Source organism: Ruegeria sp. AH7 (genome assembly GCF_056541325.1).
The window spans coordinates 499961-524047 of sequence record NZ_JBQFYF010000002.1 but is presented as its reverse complement, the minus strand read 5'-3'; the positions used below and the strand labels follow the sequence as shown (position 1 = coordinate 524047).

28 protein-coding genes are annotated in these 24087 nt (G+C 59.0%); 11 read left to right on the top strand and 17 right to left on the bottom strand.

The features are described from left to right. Nucleotides 1-400: 400 nt before the first annotated feature. The 3 genes from ACR0JX_RS07185 to prfA form a co-directional block, all read right to left on the bottom strand. Entirely contained in the window at nt 401-991 is a 591-nt protein-coding gene (locus tag ACR0JX_RS07185; RefSeq protein ID WP_480542643.1) for a DUF4167 domain-containing protein, read from the bottom strand. A 241-nt stretch (nt 992-1232) separates the two neighbouring features. Next, nucleotides 1233-2078 (bottom strand): peptide chain release factor N(5)-glutamine methyltransferase, encoded by an 846-nt coding sequence (prmC, locus tag ACR0JX_RS07180; RefSeq protein WP_480542641.1) that lies wholly within the window; start codon nt 2076-2078, stop codon nt 1233-1235. Beyond that, nucleotides 2075-3130 carry a peptide chain release factor 1 gene (gene prfA, locus ACR0JX_RS07175; protein ID WP_480543003.1) on the bottom strand — a complete coding sequence of 352 codons (1056 nt, stop codon included), beginning with the start codon at nt 3128-3130 and terminating at the stop codon, nt 2075-2077. Before prfA ends, prmC begins: the two co-directional genes overlap by 4 nt. A 63-nt stretch (nt 3131-3193) precedes the next feature. On the opposite strand from prfA, the gene ACR0JX_RS07170 reads away from it, so the two are divergent. Then, the gene (locus tag ACR0JX_RS07170) at nt 3194-3475 is read left to right on the top strand and encodes a hypothetical protein (protein ID WP_480542639.1); all 282 of its coding nucleotides are present in this window, start codon (nt 3194-3196) and stop codon (nt 3473-3475) included. Between the two features lie 7 nt (nt 3476-3482). On the opposite strand, the gene ACR0JX_RS07165 is transcribed toward ACR0JX_RS07170, so the two are convergent. From ACR0JX_RS07165 to ACR0JX_RS07150, 4 genes are all read right to left on the bottom strand, one after another. Further along, nucleotides 3483-3878, bottom strand: a complete 396-nt coding sequence (locus ACR0JX_RS07165) for a DUF1499 domain-containing protein (RefSeq protein WP_480542637.1) — start codon at nt 3876-3878, stop codon at nt 3483-3485. A gap of 56 nt (nt 3879-3934) precedes the next feature. Beyond that, nucleotides 3935-4882, bottom strand: a complete 948-nt coding sequence (gene speB, locus ACR0JX_RS07160) for an agmatinase (RefSeq protein ID WP_480542635.1) — start codon at nt 4880-4882, stop codon at nt 3935-3937. Between the two features lie 89 nt (nt 4883-4971). Then, complete coding sequence (speB, locus tag ACR0JX_RS07155; RefSeq protein ID WP_480542633.1) at nt 4972-5946, bottom strand: agmatinase; 975 nt, start codon at nt 5944-5946, stop codon at nt 4972-4974. Nucleotides 5947-5958: 12 nt separating this feature from the next. Continuing rightward, the gene (locus ACR0JX_RS07150; protein ID WP_480542631.1) at nt 5959-7122 is read right to left on the bottom strand and encodes a M20 aminoacylase family protein; all 1164 of its coding nucleotides are present in this window, start codon (nt 7120-7122) and stop codon (nt 5959-5961) included. A gap of 66 nt (nt 7123-7188) precedes the next feature. Between ACR0JX_RS07150 and mazG the strand changes: the two genes are divergently transcribed. From mazG to ACR0JX_RS07130, 4 genes are all read left to right on the top strand, one after another. Continuing rightward, nucleotides 7189-8046 carry a nucleoside triphosphate pyrophosphohydrolase gene (mazG, locus tag ACR0JX_RS07145; RefSeq protein WP_480543001.1) on the top strand — a complete coding sequence of 286 codons (858 nt, stop codon included), beginning with the start codon at nt 7189-7191 and terminating at the stop codon, nt 8044-8046. Between the two features lie 61 nt (nt 8047-8107). Further along, the gene (locus ACR0JX_RS07140) at nt 8108-9049 is read left to right on the top strand and encodes a nucleoside hydrolase (RefSeq protein ID WP_480542629.1); all 942 of its coding nucleotides are present in this window, start codon (nt 8108-8110) and stop codon (nt 9047-9049) included. Then, a complete protein-coding gene (locus ACR0JX_RS07135) occupies nt 9046-9495 on the top strand; it encodes a GNAT family N-acetyltransferase (RefSeq protein WP_170530469.1) in 450 nt (149 codons plus the stop codon). The genes ACR0JX_RS07140 and ACR0JX_RS07135 overlap by 4 nt, the downstream gene beginning before the upstream one ends. A gap of 159 nt (nt 9496-9654) precedes the next feature. Further along, on the top strand, nt 9655-9936 hold the full coding sequence (locus tag ACR0JX_RS07130) for a hypothetical protein (RefSeq protein WP_480542627.1): 282 nt from the start codon (nt 9655-9657) through the stop codon (nt 9934-9936). 50 nt (nt 9937-9986) lie between these two features. On the opposite strand, the gene eno is transcribed toward ACR0JX_RS07130, so the two are convergent. The 5 genes from eno to ACR0JX_RS07105 all read right to left on the bottom strand — a co-directional run bounded on the left by eno (nt 9987) and on the right by ACR0JX_RS07105 (nt 15113). Continuing rightward, nucleotides 9987-11261, bottom strand: a complete 1275-nt coding sequence (eno, locus tag ACR0JX_RS07125; RefSeq protein WP_480542626.1) for a phosphopyruvate hydratase — start codon at nt 11259-11261, stop codon at nt 9987-9989. Between the two features lie 138 nt (nt 11262-11399). Beyond that, nucleotides 11400-12278 (bottom strand): DMT family transporter, encoded by an 879-nt coding sequence (locus ACR0JX_RS07120; RefSeq protein WP_480542624.1) that lies wholly within the window; start codon nt 12276-12278, stop codon nt 11400-11402. Nucleotides 12279-12415: 137 nt separating this feature from the next. After that, a complete protein-coding gene (locus ACR0JX_RS07115; protein ID WP_480542622.1) occupies nt 12416-12829 on the bottom strand; it encodes a Fur family transcriptional regulator in 414 nt (137 codons plus the stop codon). An 84-nt stretch (nt 12830-12913) separates the two neighbouring features. Continuing rightward, nucleotides 12914-13618: an endonuclease/exonuclease/phosphatase family protein gene (locus ACR0JX_RS07110; RefSeq protein ID WP_480542620.1), complete on the bottom strand. Its 705-nt coding sequence runs from the start codon at nt 13616-13618 to the stop codon at nt 12914-12916. Between the two features lie 76 nt (nt 13619-13694). Beyond that, a complete protein-coding gene (locus ACR0JX_RS07105) occupies nt 13695-15113 on the bottom strand; it encodes a protein adenylyltransferase SelO (protein ID WP_480542618.1) in 1419 nt (472 codons plus the stop codon). Nucleotides 15114-15199: 86 nt separating this feature from the next. Here ACR0JX_RS07105 and ACR0JX_RS07100 point away from each other — a divergent pair, with 86 nt between their 5' ends. Together ACR0JX_RS07100 and ACR0JX_RS07095 are read left to right on the top strand one after the other, a co-directional pair. Continuing rightward, on the top strand, nt 15200-15619 hold the full coding sequence (locus ACR0JX_RS07100) for a cupin domain-containing protein (protein WP_480542616.1): 420 nt from the start codon (nt 15200-15202) through the stop codon (nt 15617-15619). Between the two features lie 4 nt (nt 15620-15623). Next, nucleotides 15624-16514, top strand: coding sequence for a fatty acid desaturase (locus ACR0JX_RS07095; RefSeq protein ID WP_480542614.1), 891 nt, complete (start codon nt 15624-15626; stop codon nt 16512-16514). 64 nt (nt 16515-16578) lie between these two features. Here ACR0JX_RS07095 and ACR0JX_RS07090 read toward each other — a convergent pair whose 3' ends face one another. The 3 genes from ACR0JX_RS07090 to ACR0JX_RS07080 form a co-directional block, all read right to left on the bottom strand. After that, nucleotides 16579-17040, bottom strand: a complete 462-nt coding sequence (locus ACR0JX_RS07090; protein ID WP_480542612.1) for a phage holin family protein — start codon at nt 17038-17040, stop codon at nt 16579-16581. Nucleotides 17041-17050: 10 nt separating this feature from the next. After that, entirely contained in the window at nt 17051-17341 is a 291-nt protein-coding gene (locus ACR0JX_RS07085) for a hypothetical protein (protein WP_480542610.1), read from the bottom strand. Nucleotides 17342-17421: 80 nt separating this feature from the next. Then, nucleotides 17422-18495, bottom strand: a complete 1074-nt coding sequence (locus tag ACR0JX_RS07080) for an anhydro-N-acetylmuramic acid kinase (protein WP_480542999.1) — start codon at nt 18493-18495, stop codon at nt 17422-17424. 260 nt (nt 18496-18755) lie between these two features. Here ACR0JX_RS07080 and ACR0JX_RS07075 point away from each other — a divergent pair, with 260 nt between their 5' ends. Then, a complete protein-coding gene (locus ACR0JX_RS07075; RefSeq protein ID WP_480542608.1) occupies nt 18756-20048 on the top strand; it encodes an MFS transporter in 1293 nt (430 codons plus the stop codon). An 87-nt stretch (nt 20049-20135) separates the two neighbouring features. Next, on the top strand, nt 20136-21380 hold the full coding sequence (gene tyrS, locus ACR0JX_RS07070) for a tyrosine--tRNA ligase (RefSeq protein WP_480542606.1): 1245 nt from the start codon (nt 20136-20138) through the stop codon (nt 21378-21380). 83 nt (nt 21381-21463) lie between these two features. Here the strand turns inward: tyrS and ACR0JX_RS07065 are convergent, their stop codons facing one another. Then, on the bottom strand, nt 21464-22165 hold the full coding sequence (locus ACR0JX_RS07065; protein WP_480542604.1) for a hypothetical protein: 702 nt from the start codon (nt 22163-22165) through the stop codon (nt 21464-21466). 220 nt (nt 22166-22385) lie between these two features. Here ACR0JX_RS07065 and ACR0JX_RS07060 point away from each other — a divergent pair, with 220 nt between their 5' ends. Together ACR0JX_RS07060 and ACR0JX_RS07055 are read left to right on the top strand one after the other, a co-directional pair. After that, nucleotides 22386-23141, top strand: coding sequence for a 3-hydroxyacyl-CoA dehydrogenase (locus tag ACR0JX_RS07060; protein ID WP_480542602.1), 756 nt, complete (start codon nt 22386-22388; stop codon nt 23139-23141). A 9-nt stretch (nt 23142-23150) separates the two neighbouring features. Continuing rightward, nucleotides 23151-23693: a sugar O-acetyltransferase gene (locus tag ACR0JX_RS07055; RefSeq protein WP_480542600.1), complete on the top strand. Its 543-nt coding sequence runs from the start codon at nt 23151-23153 to the stop codon at nt 23691-23693. Nucleotides 23694-23699: 6 nt separating this feature from the next. Here ACR0JX_RS07055 and ACR0JX_RS07050 read toward each other — a convergent pair whose 3' ends face one another. After that, the gene (locus ACR0JX_RS07050) at nt 23700-24029 is read right to left on the bottom strand and encodes a winged helix-turn-helix transcriptional regulator (protein ID WP_480542598.1); all 330 of its coding nucleotides are present in this window, start codon (nt 24027-24029) and stop codon (nt 23700-23702) included. Nucleotides 24030-24087 lie beyond the last annotated feature (58 nt).

Genomic DNA, 24087 nt, shown 5'->3' with positions numbered 1-24087 from the left:
TGCGTCAATATCGAGGGATTGGATCTTGTCTTCAGACAGCAGACGCATCCCGAACCAGATTAGACCCACTGCAAACACCGGAGCTATGATGAGCCGTGTTCGGTTTCTTCCCCGAACGGATTGACGCACATCGAAATATGGCTTGTCTTCGGCAACTTCTGTCACTCTGCCCCCAAGGATGGATTAAGAGAACGGCACAGGCGCCATCCTGCGGAAATGCGCATAAACTCTCAATACGCGACGGCCCTGCTATCAAAGCTTTCCCGACGTTCAAACGCATTGCGGCTTGCGTTGGTTTCGGCCCGGCCGCACCCCCGGCTGGTAGTATAGTCAAAATGATAACATCTAACAAAAAAGCCCTGCGTTTAACGGCAGGGCTTTTTCGGATTTTGTCGCTAACTCACTCCGCCGCTTCGGGCGTGTCGCCGCCGTTTGCCGCTGGCTCATCGCCGGTTTCAGCCGCTGGCTTTGGCTTGCGTTGACGCGGGCGACGCGGGGCTTTTTCCTTGCGCTCTTTCGGCTCAGGGGCTTCGGCATCACTACCTTGATTTTCAGGTGTTTCCACCAGACCCGATTCCGGAGAAGCTGCGGGCGCGTCAAAACCCATGACATCGGGCTGAGGTGCCTCGGCAGGGTCCGCCTGACGGGCCGCTTCGCGTTCCTGGCGTTCGGCGCGTTCGCGATCTCGCTCGGCCTGACGTTCGCGATTCTGGCGTTCCTGCTCTTCGCGGCGGGCTTCGATTTCACGCTGCGCTTCGCTCAACATGCGCAGATAATGCTCCGCGTGTTGTTGAAAGTTCTCGGCCGCAACACGGTCGTTGGACAGTTGCGCATCGCGCGCAAGCTGGTTGTATTTATCAATGATCTGCTGCGGGGTACCGCGCACTTTGCCTTCGGGGCCCGAGCTGTCAAAAACACGGTTAACGACGTTACCGCCGGAAGGACGATTGCGGTTGTTCTTTGCCCGCGAGCGGGATTTGGAAGATCTCATCTTACTTTTCGTCAGCCTTATACATACGCTGTCGATCAACCCCGTTTTTGCACTGCTCTTAGGCGTTTGCCGCGACGGAATCTCGACTTTTTGGGCTTGGCGTCAGGGGTGCGCTGCAACAGCGTCAACCTCGCCGACTAATCTTGAGTAAACATGTCCAGCACCGGCAGACAAGAGGATTCTCAGAATTTTCGCAGGTTTTTTACATAAACCGGCGTTTTTCGGCCTCAGTTTCTGATTCTCACCCAGGCAAACGGGCCCCAACCACGCGGTCACGGCCGTCCAGATCGGGGATAATGCGGATGTCAGACAGGCCAGACGCATCAAACAACGCTGAAACCTGTTGGGCCTGTGTCGGACCAATCTCAACCAGAATGCGCCCGCCGGGCAGTAGAAAGTCGGGCGCATCCGCTGCGATATGACGATAGGCGTTCAGCCCGTCACCTTCATCGGTCAGCGCCATCCGGGGTTCGTGTTCGCGCACTTCGGGCGACAGCCCGGTCATTTCGGAGAGCGAGATATAGGGGGGGTTGGACACGATCAGATCGAACTTGCCCTGAATGGTCGAGAACCAATTGGATTGAACCACCTGCACCCGATCCTGCACCTTGTGCTGCACGGCGTTGGCGCTGGTTTGCAGGCAGGCAGCCTCACTCAGATCAGCGCCAACGCCGGTGGCGCTGGCGCGTTCGGCCAAAAGCGTGATCAGAATGCAGCCAGAGCCGACGCCAAGATCCAGAACATGATCAAATGGCTCGCTGAGCGCGGCTTCGATCAGCGCCTCGGTTTCGGGGCGCGGGTCCAGCACATCGCGGCTGACGCGGAAACGACGGCCATAGAATTCACGCTCGCCCAGAAGATGCGAGACCGGGACCCGGATTGCACGGAGTGAGATCAGTTGATCATAGCGTTCGGCAATATCGGGGGCTAACTCCTCGGGCGCAATCAGAGTCACGCGGCTGGCTTCGATCCGGGCGGCATGCGCCAGCAAGACACGGGCATCGCGCGCCGGATCTTCGACCCCCGCCGCCCGCAGGCGTGCCGTTGCGGTCACCATGGCCTGCGCTGCCGTTTGTGCGCCGGTCATTGCGCCATCTCGGCCAGCAGCCGGGCCTGATCGTCCGCCGTCAGCGCATCGATCACCTCATCCAGGTCGCCCTGCATCACCTGATCCAGCTTGTAAAGCGTCAGGTTGATGCGATGGTCGGTCATCCTGCCCTGCGGGAAGTTATAGGTTCTGATCCGCTCGGACCTGTCCCCTGACCCCACCTGACTGGCCCGATCGGCCGAGCGTTCACTGTCAATGCGTTGGCGTTCCAGATCGTAGAGGCGTGTCTTCAGCACCTGCATCGCGATTTCGCGGTTCCGGTGCTGGGATTTCTCTGAGCTGGTCACAACCAAACCTGTTGGCAAGTGGGTGATCCGCACCGCCGAGTCGGTCGTGTTGACGTGCTGCCCGCCCGCGCCCGAAGACCGCATCGTGTCGATGCGGATGTCATTGGCGTCGACTTGGATGTCCACATCCTCGGCCTCTGGCAAAACAGCGACCGTCGCGGCGGAGGTATGGATACGGCCCCCGCTTTCAGTTTCGGGCACACGCTGAACGCGGTGAACACCGGATTCGTACTTCATCCGTGCAAAGACGTTGTCGCCCTTGATATGGGCCACCACCTCTTTGATCCCGCCAAGGTCCGAGGCCTGTTCCTCGATGATCTCAAACCGCCACCCCCGTGCCTCGGCATAGCGTTGATACATCCGCAGAAGGTCCCCGGCAAACAGCGCGGCTTCATCCCCCCCTGTTCCGGGACGAATTTCCAGCATTGCCGGACGTGCATCGGCGGCATCCTTTGGCAACAGCGCCAGTTGCAGTGCATGTTCCGCCACGGGGATTCGGGCCTTCAGCTCGGGGATTTCCTCTTCGGCCAGCTCTTTCATATCCGGGTCGGCCAGCATCGCCTCGGCTTCGGCCAAATCCGCTACCAGCTGCCGCCATCCCATGATCTGATCGACCACCGGCATGAGGTCGGAATACTCTTTAGCCAAAGCCGCAATATCCCCGCCCGAGGCACCATCGGCCATGGCCGCTTCGAGGTATTGGAATCGCTGGGTTATCTGCTCAAGGCGTTCTTCGGGGATCATCCGGGCGGTGTCTATCATCCGGGGGCTTTGGTCAAGGGCCAGCCTTGTGCTAAGCTGCCCTGCATGAAGGGGTTGATTATCGTTTTATCGCTGTTCGCTGCACCCGCAATGGCCGACTATGTCGGTCCCGACGGCAAGGTTCGCGATTGCTACTGCACCGACAAAGCCGGTTCACGCGTGGAGCTGGGCGAGATGATTTGCCTGCAAGTCGATGGTCGCATGTTCATGGCGCAGTGCCAGATGTCGTTGAATGTGCCGATGTGGCGCGAGGTGCAGGAGGGGTGTTTGTCCTCGGGTTTGGACTGGCCCGATCTGGATCATACCCTCAAGAGTTCCGAGTCATAACTGCCGCCTACATCTGCCCCAACCACGCATCAACGCGGGCCTTGTTCACCCCGAAATCCTTACGGCCAAAGCGTAACCGGCCATGGATTCGCAGCGTGTCTCCGTCCTGCTGGACTGTAGTGTAATCGGGAAAGCCAAACACCTTAGTGCGGGTGATGTAGGTGATCATCCCTTCGCTCACTGAACCGGCTAGAACGCGGGTACGCGGCGTTGCACCAGCGATACTGTGAAGCCGCGCCAGCCCATCAGGACCGGTCTCGACGATCCGAACTACACCACCCGGCAGATCTCTCTCCGCGCCTTCAGGGGCCACGTGCCAGCGCGCAGGGTCTGAAGGCGCAAGACGGATATAGGCGCCCATTGCGACACCCATCGCAATCAATAACCAAAACACCATCTTCATCTGTCCGCTCAATCCATTTGCGTCCAGCCTATCGACATCGCGCGTCGGCCACACCCCTACCGTGACGTCACGCCCGGCAGGATGCAAAGCAACTCAAACAAAAGGTTTGCTGCCGTAAGTGCCGTATTACCGGAGGGGTCATAGGGCGGTGAGACCTCGACCAGATCACAGCCCACCACATTGGTCCCCTGCAAGGCGTGGATCAGTTGCAGCGCCTGTGGTGTGGTCAGACCGCCGATCTCGGGCGTGCCTGTTCCGGGGGCATAAGCCGGGTCAAGGCTGTCGATGTCATAGGTGATATAAACCGGGTGATCCTCAACCGTCTTGCGGATTTGCGAGCCGATCTGTGTCAAGTTCTGTTGCCACAACTCCCATGCGGGAAACTGACGGAACCCCCAGTCCTTGGCCTCGGTAAAATCGGTGGCGGCATAGCCCGAGCCGCGAATACCGATCTGAAAGGTCTTGTCAGGGACAATCAGCCCCTCTTCGTAAGCACGGCGAAAAACGGTGCCGTGGGTTTCGCGTTCGCCAAACATCTCATCGTTTACATCCGCATGGGCATCCACATGCACCAGCGCCACCGGCCCGTGTTTCGCGGCAATCGCCCTTAGGATCGGCAGGGTGATGGAATGATCGCCACCCATAGCGACAGGGGTCACGCCCTGAGCCAGTATTCCGTTATAACTGTCTTTGATGATCTTCAGGCTTTCAGACAGCGAGAATGTGTTGATCGCCAGATCGCCGATATCCGCAATCTGCATGCTGTCAAACGGGGCGGCCGTTGTGGCCATGTTATAGGGTCGGATCATCGCGCTTTCGCTACGGATTTGCTTGGGCCCGAACCGCGTGCCCGACCGCCACGAGGTCCCGATATCCATCGGTATCCCCAACACCGCCACATCCAGCCCCGACAGCGAGGTCGCCTGCGGCAGCCGCATGAACGTGTTCGGCCCGGAAAACCGCGCCAGATCGTTGCCGCTAATGGGTTGATTGTATTCAGTCATGCGCGTTTGGGTCCCATCCCGTCCATTCACTTGCTTAAGCACATACCGGAAGTATGGCTAATCATCGGTTAACGCGCGCCGTTGCACGTTTACTTTTTGTCAGCCATAAGCCTGTTCCACCCCAGCAGGCAAATAATCTGCGTCGCCACGTGGGCCCCGGCAATCGCCGTTGCCCCAGACGTGTCGTAGGGCGGAGAGACCTCGACCACATCCCCGCCCTTGATGTTGATCCCGGCGATATCACGCAAAATGATCTGTGTCTGGATTGAGGTCAGACCACCCCAGACCGGCGTTCCAGTGCCGGGGGCAAAGGCAGGGTCCAGACCGTCGATATCGAAACTCAGATAGACGGGGCTGTCGCCAAGGATACCCTTGATCTTCTGCGCCACGGCGGCAGGTCCGGATTCGTACACCTCACGCGCGTCAATGATGTTGACGCCCAGCGTGTCCTCGTTATGGGTGCGGATACCCACCTGGACCGAGCGTTTGGGGTCCACGATCCCCGATTTCACGGCCTTGTAGAACATCGTTCCGTGATCGACGCGAGACATGTCGTCATCGGCCCAGGTGTCCGTATGAGCATCGAATTGCAGCAGGGACATCGGCCCGAATTTCTCGGCATAGGCTTTCAGGATCGGAAAGCTGATATAATGATCGCCCCCCAGCGTGACCGAGGCCACATCAGCCGCCAGAATGGTGCGGATATGATCGGTCAGTGTATCGGGAAAGGCGGGAATATTGGCATAGTCATAGGCCATATCGCCATAATCCACGATGGCCAGCTCGCTGAGCGCATCGAACGGCCAGCCATAGGGCGCATCAGGCGATTGCAGCGCGCTGGCCTCGCGGATTGCGCGCGGGCCAAGCCGGGTGCCCGGACGGTTGGTGACGGCCTGATCAAAGGGCACGCCGGTCACTGCAATATCCACACCTTTCAGGTCTTTGGTATAAAGCCGCCTCAGGAACGAGGTCGCACCGCCAAATGTGTTCTCATAAGACAGACCTTTCAGATCCGGGTTGGTAAACGCCTCGTCCACCTGATTTTTTGCGTCTTCCAGTGCCATTCCTGTTCCCCGTCAGCCCAAGGGCTGCGCCATTTCCACGAGCCGCGCAAAGAACGAGGCCCCAACCGGCGCGATATCGTCGTTGAAATTGTATTTTGGATGATGCAGCCCTGCGCCTTCACCCTGCCCCAGAAACAGATAAGCCCCCGGACGCACCTGCAGCATGTATGAGAAATCCTCGGCCCCCATATCGCGGCCCATAGTGTCGACAACACGGTTGTCGCCCGAAACCTTGCGCGCGACATCTGCTGCAAAGGCTGTTTTTTCAGCGTCATTGATCGTTGCCGGATAGCCAATCTGATAGTCTATCGTCGCCTCAACCCCATAAGAGGTCGCCTGCCCTGCCACGATCTGCTCCATCCGCTCCATCACCATCTTTTGCACCGACGAGTCAAAGGTACGGACTGTGCCGTTCAGATAGGCGGTATCAGGGATCACGTTGTTCACGGTCCCGGCATGGATTTGAGTAACTGAGACCACCAAATCCTCGACTGCATAATGGTTTCGGCTGACGATCGTCTGGATCGCCTGTGCGATCCCACAGGCCGCCATCACCGGGTCCTTGGTCTGATGCGGCAACGCCCCGTGGCCACCAACGCCCTGTACATGAATCTCAAACGTATCGACAGCAGCCATGATTGGCCCGGCCGTAGTGTAAAATGCGCCCTCGGGGTTTCCCGGATCGTTATGGATGCCATAGACCTGAGAGATATCGAACCGATCCATGATGCCTTCCTGCACCATCACGTCAGCACCGCCGCCCTCTTCCTCGGCCGGTTGGAAGATCAGCGCAACGCGACCTGCGAAATTCCGCGTCTCGGCCAGATAGCGTGCAGCCCCCAGCAGCATCGTGGTGTGCCCGTCATGCCCGCAGGCATGCATCTTACCGGGGTTCTTCGAGGCATATTCAACGCCCGTCTCCTCGGGGATCGGCAGCGCGTCCATGTCGGCCCGCAACCCAATGGTCGGTCCTTCGCCCTGTCCATTGATGATCGCCACCATCCCGGTCTTGGCGATGCCTTCGTGCAGCTCATCCACACCGAACTCGCGCAGACGCTCTGCCACGAAAGCGGCCGTCTCGTAGCATTCGAACTCCAGTTCAGGGATCGTGTGCAAGTGCTGGCGCCAATTGGCCATATCAGCGGCAAAATCGGCAATTCGGTTGACGACGGGCATCTGGGGTGGACTCCTGATCGGGACTGCGGAATGGATGCATCTGACACCGGAACGAAAGGGTTCGCAATGGCTGAAAATCCACTGATCCATGACAGCGATGCGGGTATAGAACGCCTGCTGGAAATCATGCGCCGCTTGCGCGACCCGCAAAGCGGTTGTCCGTGGGACATCGAACAGGATTTCGCCACCATCGCCCCCTACACGATCGAGGAGGCGTATGAGGTCGCCGACGCCATCGAACGGCAGGCTTATGATGAGTTGAAAGGAGAATTGGGCGACCTGCTGTTTCAATCCGTCTTTCACGCCCAAATGGCTGAGGAAGCGGGACATTTCACCTTTCAGGACGTTGTCCGCACCATGTCCGACAAGATGGTCGCCCGTCACCCGCATGTCTTTGGCGACGAATCCCGTGAAAAATCCGCTGATCAACAAACCAAGGATTGGGAAACGATCAAAGCTGCCGAGCGCGCGGGCAAGGAACAGAAAGGCGCGCTGGATGGTGTGGCCGCCAATCTGCCCGCCCTTCTGCGGGCCCAAAAACTGCAAAAACGCGCTGCCCGCGTGGGATTTGACTGGCCCGATGCCAGCCATGTGCTCGCCAAAATCACCGAAGAGGCTGCCGAACTGGAAGAAGCGCGCGACAGTATGGATGCAGATGCGCTCGAGGATGAGTTTGGCGATCTGTTATTCGTCATGGTGAATCTGGGCCGTCATTTGGGCATCGAGGCCGAAACCGCTCTGCGTCGCACCAATGCGAAATTCACCCGTCGCTTTGAGAAGGTCGAGGCGCGGCTGGCCGACCGCGGCAAAACCCCCGCTCAAAGCGATCTGGCCGAGATGGATGCGCTATGGGATGAGGTGAAAACCGAAGAACACCGTGCCAACGGCAAAGTTCTGCCTGCGGATGCCAAGATCGGGGCCTGAATCCGCTGGACAAGCGCAATGACACTTGCGAGTGTCCGCGCTTCAAGACACCGGAGGCACAATGGCACCCCGCAAGATCATCATCGACACCGACCCCGGACAAGACGACGCCGTCGCCATTCTGCTGGCGCTGGCCAGCCCGGAAGAGATCGAGGTTCTGGGCATCACCGCCGTTGCCGGAAACGTCCCGCTGGAACTGACGGCGAAGAACGCCCGCATCGTTTGTGAGCTGGCAGGGCGCACGGATATTCCGGTTTATGCGGGGTGCGATTGCCCGCTCAAACGCCCGCTGGTCACTGCGGAACATGTCCACGGCAAAACCGGTCTGGACGGCCCGGTTCTGCCGGACCCACAGATGCCTCTGGCCGAGGGGCACGGCGTGGACTTCATCATCGACACCCTGCGCGCGCATGAGCCTGGTACGGTAACGCTCTGCCCATTGGGGCCGCTGACCAATATCGCCACAGCGTTCCGGAAAGCACCCGATATCATTGACCGGGTGCAAGAGATCGTTCTGATGGGCGGCGCGTATTTTGAAGTTGGGAACATAACACCAGCCGCCGAATTCAACATTTATGTCGATCCGGAAGCTGCTGAAATCGTGTTTAAATCTGGCATTCATATTGTTGTGATGCCGCTGGATGTTACCCATGATGCGCTGGTCACACCCTATCGCAACGATGCGTTCCGCGCGCTCGGCAGCCAGGTTGGCCATGCGGTGGCCGAAATGACCGATTTCTTCGAACGCTTCGACAAGGAAAAATACGGATCAGAAGGTGCCCCGCTGCACGACCCCTGCGTGACCGCCTATCTGATCCAGCCAGAGCTGTTCTCGGGCCGTCACATCAACGTTGAAATCGAAACACAATCAGAACTGACTTTGGGCATGACCGTCGCGGATTGGTGGGGCGTAACCGACCGTACACCAAACGCCATGTTCATGGGCGACGTCGACGCGCATGGCTTTTTCACGCTTCTGACAGAAAGGCTGGCCCGTCTATGACCGCCGCGCTCCGCCTGGCCCGCCCTGAGGATCTGGATCGCCTGATGACGTTGGTTTCGGCCTTCCATGGCGAAGAGGGTATCGAACAGGACGACCAGAAACGCCGCGCCGCGCTAACCCCCTTGCTGGAGGGTATACCGCATGGATGTGTTTACCTGATCGGCCCGGGCCGCGCGCCGTTGGGCTATGTCATCCTGACCTTCGGCTGGTCGGTCGAGTTTGGCGGCATGGACGCGTTTGTAGATGAGATTTACATCCGCCCTGCCGTTCGGGGTCGAGGCATCGCAACTGAAGTTCTGCTGGAACTGCCCAAAGCCCTTGCCGGGGCCGGCCTGACCGCCCTGCATCTTGAGGTCGACCGCACGAATGAGGCAGCGCAAAAGCTATATCTGCGCACCGGCTTCAAAGCGCGTGAGCGGTACATGCTAATGAGCAAGATTCTCTGAGCGCTCAACTCTTTGCATTCCGAACCCCTTGTGTCCGCTTGGCCCAGCTTTCAGGGCTACAATGGTTGTTTTTGATCCATCTTTCCCCGTGACCGCGCCTCTCTCTGACATTTAGACAGCGCGGCACAATCAAAAGCAGACATTTAAAGGGATGCGCAGATGGAACAATTGATCGGACAATTGATCGGCGGCGCAATTGGCGGCTCGGGTGGCGGCAAGATCGTCAAAGGCTCGGATATGGGTAATCTGGGCAACATGCTCGCCGGGGCCGTGGGCGGCGTTGGCGGTGGCCAGTTGCTAAGCGGCCTAATGGGTGCTGGCGGCGCGGCGGCAGGCGGTATGGATATTGGTGCGCTTGCTGCAAACTTTGTCGGCGGTGGGATCGCCGGGCTGGTTGTTCAAGTCGTTGTCGGCATGATCATTAAGAAGATCAAGGGCTAACACCTTTTGCGCCAGCAAAAACGGGGGCGAGAGGCCCCCGTTTTTTTTGTTTATTTCAGGATCGACGCGCCCGCGTATTCGGCAACTTCGCCCAGAGATTCCTCGATGCGGATCAACTGGTTGTACTTGGCCAACCGGTCCGACCGCGCCAACGAGCCGGTTTTGATCTGACCGCAGTTCGTCGCAACTGCCAGATCGGCAATCGTGGCGTCTTCGGTCTCGCCTGAGCGATGCGACATCACGTTGGTGTACCGCGCGCGGTGGGCCATTTCGACGGCGCGCAGTGTTTCGGTTAGGGATCCGATCTGATTCACCTTGACCAGCATCGAGTTTGCGCAGCCGCGCTCGATCCCTTCGGCCAGACGCGCCGGGTTGGTCACGAACAGGTCGTCGCCCACCAGTTGCACCTTGTCACCAATTGCGTCGGTCAGAGCTTTCCAGCCGTCCCAGTCATCCTCGGACATGCCGTCTTCGATCGAGATGATCGGGTAGTCATTGACCAGCGCCGCCAAATAGGCCGCGTTTTCCTCGGAGGATAGCGAAATCCCTTCGCCCGTCAGCACGTATTTGCCGTCTTTGAAATATTCAGTCGCCGCGCAATCCAGCGCCAGATGGATTTCCTCACCCGGTTTGTAGCCTGCCTTCTCGATGGATTTCAGGATGAAATCCAGCGCCTCGCGGGTGCTTGCGATGTTCGGAGCGAACCCACCCTCGTCGCCCACACCAGTCGCCAGACCAGCGGCAGACAGTTCTTTCTTCAGCGTATGAAACACTTCGGACCCCATGCGCACGGCCTCGCGGATATTCGCGGCCGAGGTCGGCATGATCATGAATTCCTGAATGTCGATTGGGTTATCGGCATGTTCGCCGCCATTGATGATATTCATCATCGGTACCGGTAGAACGCGCGCCGAGGTGCCGCCGACATAGCGGTACAAAGGCTGCGTGGTGAAATCCGCCGCCGCCTTGGCGGTTGCCAGCGAGACACCCAGAATGGCGTTGGCACCCAGACGGCCTTTGTTCTCGGTCCCGTCCAGTTCGATCATCGCCTGATCGATGGCCACCTGCTCGGTCGCGTCAAACCCAACCAGTTCCTCGGCGATTTCACCGTTCACCGCAGCGACAGCCTCTAGCACGCCCTTGCCCATGTAGCGGGACTTGTCGCCGTCACGCTTTTCGACCGCCTCATATGCTCCGGTCGATGCGCCCGAAGGTACGGCGGCGCGGCCCATGGTGCCGTCTTCCAGAATCACGTCCACTTCGACCGTCGGGTTGCCCCGGCTGTCAAGAATTTCACGTGCATGGATGTCGATGATGGTGCTCATGAGGCCCGTCCCTGTGGCTGAAATCAGTTGCACGCCTCATAGCAGCAACCAGCAAAAAGTAAACCTATCACGTTACCGCTAACACCCATATTCTCTGGCCTTTAGGGCTAACAGTTTGCTGTTTGCGCCAACAAGCGATCAGGCTGGAACCATCTGCCGCGCCAGCCGACGCTCACGGACAAAGGTGTAAAGGCCCGAACCGATGATCAGCGTGGCGCCTGCCAGGGTCAGTGCATCCGGGCGCTCGTTGAACATCAACATGCCTGCGATCATTGAGAACACAAGCCGGGTATAGCGGAAGGGCATCATGGCCGATGCCTCACCCACCCGCATTGCAGCCACGATGCCGTAATAGCCCAACATGCTGAACACAAAGGCAGCTAGGTATGGCACAACCTGAGTCGATTGCACCGGAGCATATGTTTGCCCGGTGGTCAGCATCAACACGCCACCGGCGATGATCGCGGCGATATAGGCTTGCATCGCAACCACGGTCGAGGCGACCCGAACGTCCAGCCTGCGGGTGATCAGATCCCGCGCGGCAATCAGAAAGACAGTTGCAACAACCAGCAAGGTTTCGGGCTGGAACCCCTCCAGCCCCGGGCGGATGATCATCAGAACGCCGATGAATCCGACGCCAATGGCGCTCCAACGGCGCCAGCCTACCTGTTCGCCCAGAAAAAGCGCGGCCCCCATCGTCACAGCCAAGGGCAGCGCCTGAAACACCGCTGCCACGGTGGACAGATCGATCAGAGACAGTGCGGTCACAAACAACACTGCGCCCAGCCCTTCAGAGGCCGCGCGCGCAAGCGGCAAGAGCCCCCATGCAGCCGGATCAAAGATTCGCTTACGCGATGCAACCGACAAGATGGCAAAACTACCACCACAGACAACGCCCAGCGCAATCAGGATCTGCCCGGTCGGCACAGTGGCTGACAGGTGTTTGATAAACATATCTTCGATTGCAAAGGCTGCCATCGACCCGATAAGCAGCAAGATGCCGTTTACGTTGTTCATGCGCGTTTCCATTGGATCGGACCGCAAACCAGCAGGCCCAATGGTCACCAGAACCGAAACGCCTGCGACGCCGCAAGCAAAATTGCTTCAATGCTCAATGAATTCCCGTGCGCCGACCAATCGCTTTTTGTGATATGTCAGTCTTTGTCCAACGGCACACCGTAAAGTTCCAGCCGATGGCCTTTCAGCTTGTAGCCCAGTTTGGCAGCGATTTTTTCCTGCAGAACCTCGATCTCGGGATCAACAAATTCAATCACCTCGCCCGATTGCATGTCTATCAGATGATCATGGTGATCACGTTCTGCATCTTCATAGCGGGCGCGCCCGTCACCGAACTCAAGCCGTTCGAGAATCCCCGCCTCTTCAAACAGCTTGACGGTGCGGTACACCGTGGCGATCGAAATACCGGAATCCAGTGCCGAGGCACGGGTATACAGCTCTTCCACATCGGGGTGATCGGCGCTCTGTTCCAGCACCTGCGCGATGATGCGCCGCTGGCCTGTCATGCGCAGGCCCTTGGCCTCACAACGCGAGATAATCGTATCCGACATGATGCCCCTCAGCCGCTTCTTGGGTTGCTGTCATAACCGGTCTGAACGCCCAGCGCTACAGGGATTCGACGCCTCAGGCTAAGATCATCCCGCGCGCTGCAAATCCGCCCAGATCGGCAAATGATCCGAGGCGATATGGGCTGGTCGATCCTGATGCGCCCCGTGATCCAGTGCGGTGATCCCCTGCCCCAAGGCGATCCGATCCAGCGCGCCCAGCGGCTGCGCAGCGGGAAAGCTGGCAACCGGTGGCAAAAACCGCATCTCGGGCACCAGCTTGTCCAGCACGGGCTGGCGCGACCATTCGTTAAAATCCCCGGCCCATACGGTGGGCATTTCATCCAGCCCGTCATCACACCGCCGTATATGCGTGATCTGCTGACGCCGGGACGCAGGCAGCAACCCCAGATGCACCCCCATTACCCGCAGTGGCCCGATTTGCGTCTCGAATTCGACCCGAACAGCACCGCGCGGCTCGAACCCCGGCAAATCGTGGTGACCTGTTGTGCGAACCGAGATCTGGTCGCCCCGCCAGATGACCGCATTGCCATGCCAGCCCAGGCTGCCTGCCCCGCCCAGATCAACGATCTGCCAGCCCGCTTCATCCAACATGAAATGTGGCAACGCCGCAGGGCGCGGTGGCAGGCGTTTGTCAGCCTCTTGCAACACAACGATATCCGCCTGTATCCCGTCCAAGACCTGCATGATCCGTTGCGGTTGACGCCGGAAATCCAGCCCGACGCATTTCTGGATATTGTAACTGGCAAGACGCAGGGTCTGGGCTGATGTCATAATCGCAGTCTAAACGGTTGTGCCAACGGTCATTTTATGTAGCGACAAAGCCAGACGCGAGACAAGCCCAAGGCGCTCATGTCCCGCAGAACGTTGCCTGCACAACCTCACTGGACATTGGCGGCCGGGCCAGGTCTGCCGCCTCGGGCTGATCCTCATAAGGCTGCGCCAAAACCGTGTTTAGTCGATGGAACGGGGCATAATCGCCCTTTACAGCGGCCTCGATCATCTGCTCGACGCGATGATTGCGTGGAATGAAAGCGGGGTTCGCGGCGATCATCACCACTCGTGGATCGTCTTCCCTATCCAGTCGCGCGGTCCAACCGTCCGCCCAGCCGTCAAAGGCGCTCGGGTCGGTGAACTGGTCCTGCGCAGCATCGCCTGCCAAAGCACGGAACGTATTGGTGAAATCCGCCTGGTTTTCAGCCATGCGCTTCAACAGGTCCGAGATCAGGTCCCGATCCGCCTCTTCCGCGCGCGTCAGACCAATCTTTGCGCGGAACCGCGTCAGCCAGTGCTCATGCAACAGATCGGGCATCGCATGCACAATCTCGGTTGCCTCTTCGACGGCGGCCTCTTTATCTTCCATCTGCTGGATCAGAGCGGTCGCCAGCTGCGCCAAGTTCCACACGGCGATATCCGGTTGGTTGGAATAGGCATAGCGCCCCATCCGGTCAATCGAGCTATAGACGGTATTGGGGTGATAGCTGTCCATGAAGGCGCAAGGGCCATAATCAATGGTCTCACCGGCTATCGAGGAATTGTCGGTGTTCATCACCCCATGAATAAACCCAACGCTCATCCAATGCGCAATCAGCCGCGCCTGCGCATCGCGCACCCCGCGCAGCAGGCCCATTGGCCCGTCGGCCTGCGGGTAGTGGCGTTCGATGGCATAGTCGGTCAGCCGTCGCAGGTTTTCCAATTGCCCGCGCGCCGCAAACACCTGAAACGTGCCCACTCGCAGATGGCTGCGCGCCACGCGAGTCAACACCGCACCCGGCATTGCCGCTTCGCGATAGACAGGCTCACCTGTTTCCACGGCCGCCAGTGCCCGGGTGGTTGACACGCCCAGCGCATGCATCGCCTCGGAGACCACATATTCGCGCAGAACCGGCCCCAACCAGGCGCGCCCGTCCCCTCGCCGCGAAAACGGCGTGGGCCCCGAGCCCTTGAGTTGGATATCCCGCCGCGCGCCATCGGCCCCAATGGTCTCACCCAGCAACACGGCGCGTCCATCGCCCAGTTGCGGATTGTAGGTGCCAAACTGATGCCCGGAATAAAGCTGTGCCAAGGGTTCAGCCCCATTTGGCAGCGCATTTCCGGCAAAGACTTCGGCCATTTCTTGCGCTTCGCCAGGCGATATCTGCAGCAGCCGCGCCAGATCTTCGTTGAACGCGATCAGCGTTGGTGCCCGCACGGGCACAGGCGCTTGCCGGGAAAAGAACGCATCGGGCAAACTGGCGTAACTGTTGTCAAACGGGATCGTCAGGGTCATGTCGCAAACATATGAGCTGCGCCGACAATTGCCATAGCAGATCGCGCGCGCCCGTGCATAATCCAGACAGAAACGCCGAGGATACCATGACCGCCGACGACATCATCACCCACCTGAACCTACAGCGCCATCCAGAAGGCGGCTGGTTCAAGGAAACTTGGCGCGCCGATAATCCCGGCCGCGCCACAGGCACCTGTATCTACTTTCTACTGCAAGCCGGAGAGAACAGCCATTGGCACCGCGTCGACGCCACCGAAATCTGGCTCTACCACTCCGGTGCGCCGCTGATCCTGTCCCTCAGCGAAACGGATCAGGGTCCGGCCACCGATCACCTGCTGACCCCCGACCTGACCGCAGGTGCGCCGCAGTTGATCGTGCCCAAAGACCATTGGCAAGCCGCGCGCAGCACTGGCGATTTCACTTTGGTCAGCTGTACCGTTTCACCGGGGTTCGAGTTCGAAGGCTTCGAACTGGCCGCGCCCGGGTTCGACATTCCAAAGGCGTGATCTGATGGACCACCGCGCCCTGATCGCAGCGATCCCGACCCAGACCAAAGAGCAACTGCAACAAAGGTCTGACCGTGCCGGGCTGCGCCATCTGGCGCTCTATGTCGTTTTGCTGGGGGTGAGCTCAGCTGGGATCGCGGCGCAGGTCCCGCTCTGGCCGCTCTTGCTGATCCCCCAGGGGCTGCTGCTGGTGTTCCTCTTCACGCTCAGCCACGAATGCACCCATAAAACCCCATTCAAATCCGCCTGGATCAATGAAGCGGTCGGACATCTGGTCTCGGTGCCGATCATCCTGCCCTTCACATGGTTTCGATATTTCCATCTGGCCCACCACAAATGGACAAACCACCCCGAAAATGACCCGGAACTTGCAGGCAAACCCCGCCCTGAGGATTGGACTAGCCTGCTCCTTTATCTCAGCGGCTGGCCCTATTGGCTCGGGATGGTCAAAACACTGCTGCGCAATGTGAGGGGGAGGATCGACGCCCCCTATCTGCCCGCACGCCAAAATGGCGCGATCCGCACCGAAGCCCGCATTCTGCTGGGGCTCTATGCGCTGGCGATATTCAGCCTGTTCTTCACGCCAATCCTGCTCTGGCTCTGGATTTTACCGGTGCTGATCTGCCAGCCAGCGCTGCGCCTCTATCTGCTGGCCGAGCATGGCCTCTGCCCCGCCGTGACAAACATGCTTGAAAACTCGCGCACCACATTCACCAACCGGATCATCCGGTTTCTGGCCTGGAACATGCCCTATCACGCAGAACATCACGCCTTTCCGAACGTGCCCTTCTACCAACTTCCCGCGCTTCACAGCTGGGCCAGAACCCACCTGAAATCCACATCAAACGGTTACACCGAATTCACCAAGGACTACGCCCGAAGCCTCAATTCCTAGGATCCAGTCTTCATCTGGCCATAAATATCCCGGGGGAGTCGCACAGCGACGGGGGCAGAGCCCCCTACTCCTTGCTGCGGGACTTCAGCAGCAGGCTGATCAGGGGAACCAACACCGCAGTGAGTGACCCCAGAGGATTCGCACCGATGCCTTTGACCGCACGCGCAACATCGCGCGCCTCGGTCGCCAGTTCCTCCAGTTCATCTTCAATATCTGCTATCGCCATATCCCGAACTTCTACTGCCGGCGCGACCTCGTCTTCGACATTCGATCGCCGCGCAATCAGAACAAGCAATCCAGCCAGAGCAAGATTGCCGAACGACAGTACCGCAGCCGCCCCTGCGGGCGACATCACGTCTTTCAGGGCCAGAAACAGAGCAACATCCAATAAAACGAGGGCAGACAAGGCCGATATTCCCGCCAGCACCATCAAAATGGTCTGTTGACGCATAACAGCCAAACGGCGACGCGCGATCAGATGTTCGGTTCGGTAAATCGTCACCAGATTTCTGCTCAATCTGCTCATCGCGCCCCTCCTAACCCTGTGCCCGTCCGACCACGTAGCCAAGCGAAAAGGCAATCACGAGCGCGGTGAGCGGATAGTCTTTCTGCAAGCGGCCGAACTCCTCGACCACATCCTCGCCCAGCGATTGCGCCTTGCTCAGATCAATCCCGTGATCGGTCAGTAGTTTTCGGATTTCATCCGACGTTTTGACCGGTTCGCTCTGATCTTCGGGTTCTGGGTCTGATCCGGTCTTTGCCTCCAACTCGGCATTGCGTTTTCGCAGCGTATCCAGTTCGGCTTCAAGCTCGGCTTTTGTGGCCATTCTACCTTGCCTCTATTGCATGGGTCCCACCCAACCGTCGCACAATGAGTTGTTTTTTTGAACTGTTTTCCGGTCGCGCTTCAGCCCGTGCTTCGCGCCGAGACCGTGCTGACAACGCCGCCGCCCACCAAAACCGGAACCCCCGTGGTTCCCGGGCATGAGGTCGGCAAACCGCGCGCCACCCGCACAGCGAGATAGGCGAAGGCCTGCGCCTCTAACATATCGCCATCCAGACCCACCGCTTCGACCGGTTCGACCGGGCAATCCAGCGCAACCCGCAACATCTCCATCAAGACCGGATTGTGCCGCCCACCCCCGGTGACCAGCAGCCGTGTCGGTGGCTTGGGGCAATGATCCATCCCCTGCACCACCCCGGCGGCGCACATACCTGTCAGGGTTGCTACTGCGTCAGCGTCGCTGAGTTCCTGAACCAGTCCGATCATCTCGGCAAAGTCATTCCGATCCAGCGATTTCGGCGGCATTTTGCTAAAAAACGGCTCCTCCAGAAACAACTCCAGTGCGCCATTTTCAACAATACCCTCTCGTGCTAGTGCCCCGTCTCGATCCATCGCCAGGCCAAGTCGAGCCTGCATCAGATCATCAACTGGGGCGTTTGCAGGCCCGGTATCAAAGGCCAGCAAAGCGCCCGGCATCTCTGGACCGTCGAAGTTGGGGTCGACATAGGTCAAATTGCCCACACCCCCCAAATTGAGGAAACACAGGGGCGCATCCGCGCCGATCCATTTGGCACAGGCAAAGTGATAGAATGGGGCAAGTGGCGCCCCCTCACCCCCCATCGACACGTCATCACTGCGGAAGTCCCAGACCACCGGAACGCCCAGCGCCTGCGCCAACCCAAGCCCATCGCCCACCTGAAGCGTGCCACGTCCGCGCGGTTCATGCGCTAGGGTCTGACCGTGCACACCGATCAGATCAATCTCATCGAACTCAGACAACGCCTCGGCATGGGCCACTGTTACCAGCTCCGCCGCTGCATCAACCTCGGGGCCATGCCACTTGCCCAGTGCGGCGCGCAACACCGCGCGCTCCGCCTCAGAATAAGCGCGATAGCCGCTTTCACCGAACCCAAAGATTCTGTGCCCATCCGTTTCGACGACCGCCGTATCCACCCCGTCCAGCGAGGTGCCCGACATCGCACCCAGCGCGCGGATCGGTTCGTTTGTTCTTATGGTTCGGCGCACCTGCTGCTCTCCTGCCCAAGGGTTAGATGCTGCCGCGACACTGCCCGCTTTTCGAATCCCAAGGCAAGGCGAATACCCGTGCGGTTTGTGTTTTTTGCCATGCGCGACCCAGGATCAACACCCAAGATTAATGTGGTGGTTGAGCAATTTTCAGTTTCACGTCAGCATAGTATCTTCGCAAAGTACCGACTCTTTCGATCGACACGCAGCATATGGCACAGCAACCAACACCCAAGGACGTCGACGCGGTTGAAAGCCGCAATTACCAACTGATCTTCTGGTCCGGGTCTCTGGCCACGATTGGCGGCCAGTTGGTGAACCCGCGCCTTGTTCTGCCCTTTCTTTACCTGGCTTTGGGTGCGCCAGCCTTTGTTGCAGGGTTGCTGCTGCCGTTCGTCACCGGCGCACGGTTGATCGCTGAAATCTTTGTTTCGCCACTGATTAACCGCATCACCCGTGCAAAGGTTGCGGTCTATATCCCAAACCTGCTAACCGGAGCGATCCTGGCCCTCGTCGCCCTATTTGCGACCAACCTGCCGCAAACGATGGTCATTTTATTGTTCCTGCTGACGGCGATCATCATGGGCCTGTGTCAAGGCATCACCAGCCTTGGGACGAGCCAGATCTATGGCACCTCGGTCCCCGAGGCGAAACGCAACCGAATGGTCTTTGCCCAGGCGACCATATCGGGTGTGCTGGCGATCATCGTGGTGTGGGCGACCAAGGATCTGTTGTCCTCAGACCAGCCGATGCAACGGCATATCGTGGTCATGTGGTGCGGCGTGATTGCCATGTTTGCAGCCGGGATCAGCTTTGCCGGTGTGCAGCTGTTTGAGGATGAAATCGAACACCCGCCAAAACCGGTAAAAAAACCAAAGCCGCTGAAAGAACTGGCAACCGGTTTTGAAACCGGAATGGCCATGCCCTGGTATCGCAAATTCCTGATTGCGCGGCTGCTGTTCGTCTCGGTCGAACTGGCCATGCCATTCTATACGATCCACGCCGCAACCTACCATATCGGCACCAAACACTCGCTCAGCTATTTCGTGATCGGCGCCAGCGCCGGTGTGGTCATCGGCTCGCTTCTATGGGGTTGGCTGAGTGGTCGCGTTTCGGTCAAACATGTGATGTGGCTGGGCTGCCTGACATCGGCAATCTCGGCTATCGCAGCGCTTGGGTTCACGATGATGGGCTATGCGTCCAATGTCTGGATCTACACCTTTGTCATTCTACTTTTATCACTGGGTGGCAACGGCGTGATCTATGGCCGCTACCTGTATCTGATCGAAATGACCGGCGAGAAAGAGCGCCCCTATCTGGTCGCGTTGGGCGATGTGACGGCGGGCCTGTTCGGGATTGCCTTTGCGGCAGGCCTTGGAGCGGTGGCACACCTGCACGACCCGGTAACGCCTATCATCGCATTAGCCATTTTGAACGTCTGCGCAATGCTCTATGCATTTACACTGCCCACCACCCCGGCCAAAGGCATGGCACCGACTCAATAGGCCGCCATTTCTTGCGAATTGGTGCCTTTCCCTTACCCCATCTGCCGCCTATACAGTGCCCCGCAACATAAACCCAAAGGGCAAAGCATGACCTACCACCCCAAATCGGATTTCATCGCCACGATGATCGAGCGCGGCTTTCTGGCTGACTGCACCGATTATCAGGGCCTTGACGACGCGCTGATCTCTGGGGTGCAGACGGCTTATATCGGCTATGACGCTACAGCACAGTCGCTGCATGTTGGTCACCTGATGAACATCATGGTGCTGCGCTGGCTACAAAAGACCGGACACAAGCCCATCACTTTGATGGGTGGCGGCACCACCAAGGTTGGCGACCCCTCGTTCCGGTCGGACGAACGCCCGCTGCTTGGTCCCGAACAGATCGACGCGAATATCGCGGGTATGAAGCAGGTGTTCTCGAAGTACCTGTCCTATGACGACAGCGAGACCGGCGCGCTGATGCTGAACAACGCCGAATGGCTGGACGGCCTGAACTACCTCGATTTCCTGCGCGATATCGGGCGGCATTTTTCGGTCAACCGGATGCTTAGCTTTGAGTCGGTGAAATCGCGGCTGGATCGTGAGCAAAGCCTCAGCTTCCTCGAATTCAATTACATGATCCTGCAGGCCTATGACTTCCTCGAACTGAACCGCCGCTATGACTGCGTTCTGCAGATGGGCGGTTCGGACCAGTGGGGCAACATCGTCAATGGTATCGACCTGACCCGCCGCGTGCTGGATCATGAAATTTATGGTTTGACCACCCCCCTGCTGACCACCAGCGACGGGCGCAAGATGGGCAAATCGCAGGGCGGTGCCGTCTGGCTGAACGGCGATATGCTGTCGGCCTATGAATTCTGGCAGTTCTGGCGCAACACGACCGATGCCGATGTGGGCCGGTTCCTGAAAATCTTCACCGAACTGCCTGTGGACGAATGCGACCGGATGGCCGCGCTGCAAGGGTCCGAGATCAACGAGGCAAAAATCCGTCTCGCCAACGAGGTCACGACGCTGCTGCACGGGTCTGAGGCCGCCGCAACTGCCGAGGCCACCGCGCGCGCGGTGTTCGAAAAAGGCGGCGTTGGTGATGATCTGCCGACCCTGACCCTGTCGAGCGATGATCTGCCGGTTTCGATTGTGCAACTGATCGTCAAATCCGGCCTTGCCAAATCCGGCAAAGAGGCCAAACGCCTGATCGCCGAAAGCGGTGCAAAGTTGGATGACGCGCCGCTGACTGATGCCGGTTTGATGATCGATTCAGTTGCTCTGTCCTCACCCATCAAGCTCAGCGCGGGCAAGAAGCGGCATGCGCTGGTGCAACTGGGATAAAGTGACACCTGCGAGATCGCGAAGACAAACGGCCACCATTTGGTGGCCGTTTTTTTTCTTGTGCCATTGCGAAGCAAGATGGTTTAGCGCTTTCCTTTACCGCCACCTTTGCCACCGCCCTTGCCGGGACCGTCGCCGCCTTTGCCGCCACCCTTACCAGGGCCATCACCCCCTTTGCCGGGGCCTTCACCGCCCCCGTCTCCGGGGTTATCACCACCGCCATCACCGGGGCCGCCGCCACCATCGCCAGGACCGTCACCGCCGCCATCACCGGGATCGCCTCCGCCGTCACCGGGACCATCACCGCCACCGTTGCCGGGATCGCCGCCCCCATCTCCGGGGCCGTCTCCACCGCCATTGCCAGGATCGTCTCCGCCGCCATTACCCGGCCCTTGACCTCCGCCACCGGTATCACCACCATCGCCGTTTTCACCCGCACCCGGTGCGCGTTGTGATGGGCCATCCGAGCTGCGATCTTCGCCGCGATTGCTGTTCGGGTCGGAAATCGACGCCGTTGGCAAATCTGTCAACAAGGCAGCAAGACCCGGGCACATGGCGCCGGTATTCTGCAAGGTCGTCTCAAAATCCGCGCGCCTTTGCAGTTGCTTCAGAAAACTTGGCGTGACCTGCGAACAGGCGCAGAGTGCGGCGTAATCTCCGTTATTCGCCGCCGTGCGGGCGGTTTTCCAGTTACAGACTTCTGTTGCGGCAGCCGCGCTGCCTGCCATCAGAATTCCAACAAATGGCGCAATTGCAAATGCGCCCAGTTTACCTTTGGTACTCATTAACATTTTCAGATCCTCCTGACCTAGAAACACCCGAAGATGTCAGGTTATTCGATCAGCAGATGGTGGTGGTGCGTAAAAACTGGATGAGCGCAAGCTGAAGATTTCTTAACGTTAGGTCACGTGGCACCATAGTTCAGAGAGGCAGAGTCAATTGTCTGGACAGATCCCGCCTCACCCCGTTATTGAACAAATGTTCAGAAAAAATTGGAGGGCCGCCATGAATCTGTCAAACACCGCTGCCATCGTCACCGGGGGCGCCTCGGGGCTGGGAGAAGCGACCGCTCGCCATTTTGCTGATCAAGGCGCACAGGTCACTATTCTGGACCGGGATCAGGATCGCGGCGCACAGGTCGCCCGCGAGATCGGAGGTCATTTTGCACAGACCGATGTGACCGAGGAAAGCTCGGTCTCGGCCGCCATCGCCACCGCAATGGAAAAAATGGGTCGGATAAATGCTGCGGTGAATTGCGCGGGCATCGCCTACGGTATCAAAACAGTGGGCCGGGATGGTCCGCATCCGCTGGGCGCCTTCCAGCGTACCATCGACATCAATCTGGTCGGCACCTTCAACGTCTCGCGTCTTGCCGCTGCTGAAATGGCAAGAAATGAGCCCGAACCGGATGGCGCGCGCGGCGTGATCATCAACACAGCGTCGATTGCGGCCTTTGACGGGCAGAAGGGTCAGGCGGCCTACGCCGCGTCCAAGGGCGGTGTGGTCGGGATGACTCTGCCGATGGCGCGCGATCTGGCCTCAACCGGTATCCGGGTTATGGCCATCGCACCGGGTATCTTCATGACACCGATGCTGGCGGGCCTGCCCGAAGAAGTGCAGCAACAACTGGCCGCTGACGTGCCCAACCCGCCGCGTCTGGGCGATCCGAAGGAATACGCCCGACTGGCCGGTTTCATCGTCGAGATGGGGTATCTGAACGGCGAGGTCATTCGCATCGACGGCGCGCTGCGGATGCGGTAAGTCTGCCCCATGACCGAACGCGAGAAAATGCAGGCTGGTGCGTGGTATTGCTGCCTCGACCCCGAGCTCGACGCCCTACGCGCCACAGCCCGGCGCGCGGTTCACGCACATAACTCGTGCGATCCTGATACGCGCGGCAACATGGACCCGGCGCTGCATGCGCTGCTGGGTGATCCGGGTTCCGATTGCTATGTCGAGGCACCGTTTCACTGCGCCTATGGCCTCAATATCCACCTGGGCAAACGGGTCTATTTCAATGCGGGCTGCGTGGTTCTGGATACGGCACAGGTGCAGATCGGCGATGACACGATGTTCGGGCCTCAGGCGCAAATCTATTGCGCGCAACACGCCAAAGACCCGGCAGAGCGCGCCCGCGGGCTGGAAATCGCGTTGCCGGTGACAATCGGTAGCAACGTCTGGGTCGGCGGCAGCGCCCTTATCCTGCCTGGAGTTACAATCGGCGATAACGCCATCGTCGGCGCGGGTGCTGTGGTCACAAAGGATGTGGCCGCCGGAGAAACCGTAGTCGGAAACCCTGCACGCCCTCTCTGACAATGCTCAGATCAAAACGCGGTTTTGTCCCCAATCGGCGAGTGCCTCAATCACAGGGCCCAATGCTTGCCCCTTGGGTGTAAGGCTGTATTCGACCTTGGGCGGTACCTCCGGATAGACTTCGCGATGCACGATTCCATCAGCCTCCAACTCACGCAGTTGTTTGGTCAGGCTGCGCTGGGTCACCGTTCCCAAAGCGCGTGACAACGCACTAAATCGCATGGTTCCACCCAGCAGATGGTAGATCACCAAGCCCTTCCATTTGCCCGATATTTGTTCCAGACCCGCCTCAACCGGGCAACCACCGCTGCAATCATATCGTTCGAACCGATCCATATTTGGCCTCTTGTTCTTATAGTATACAAATAGTGCCTACCTGCACATACTGTGCGTT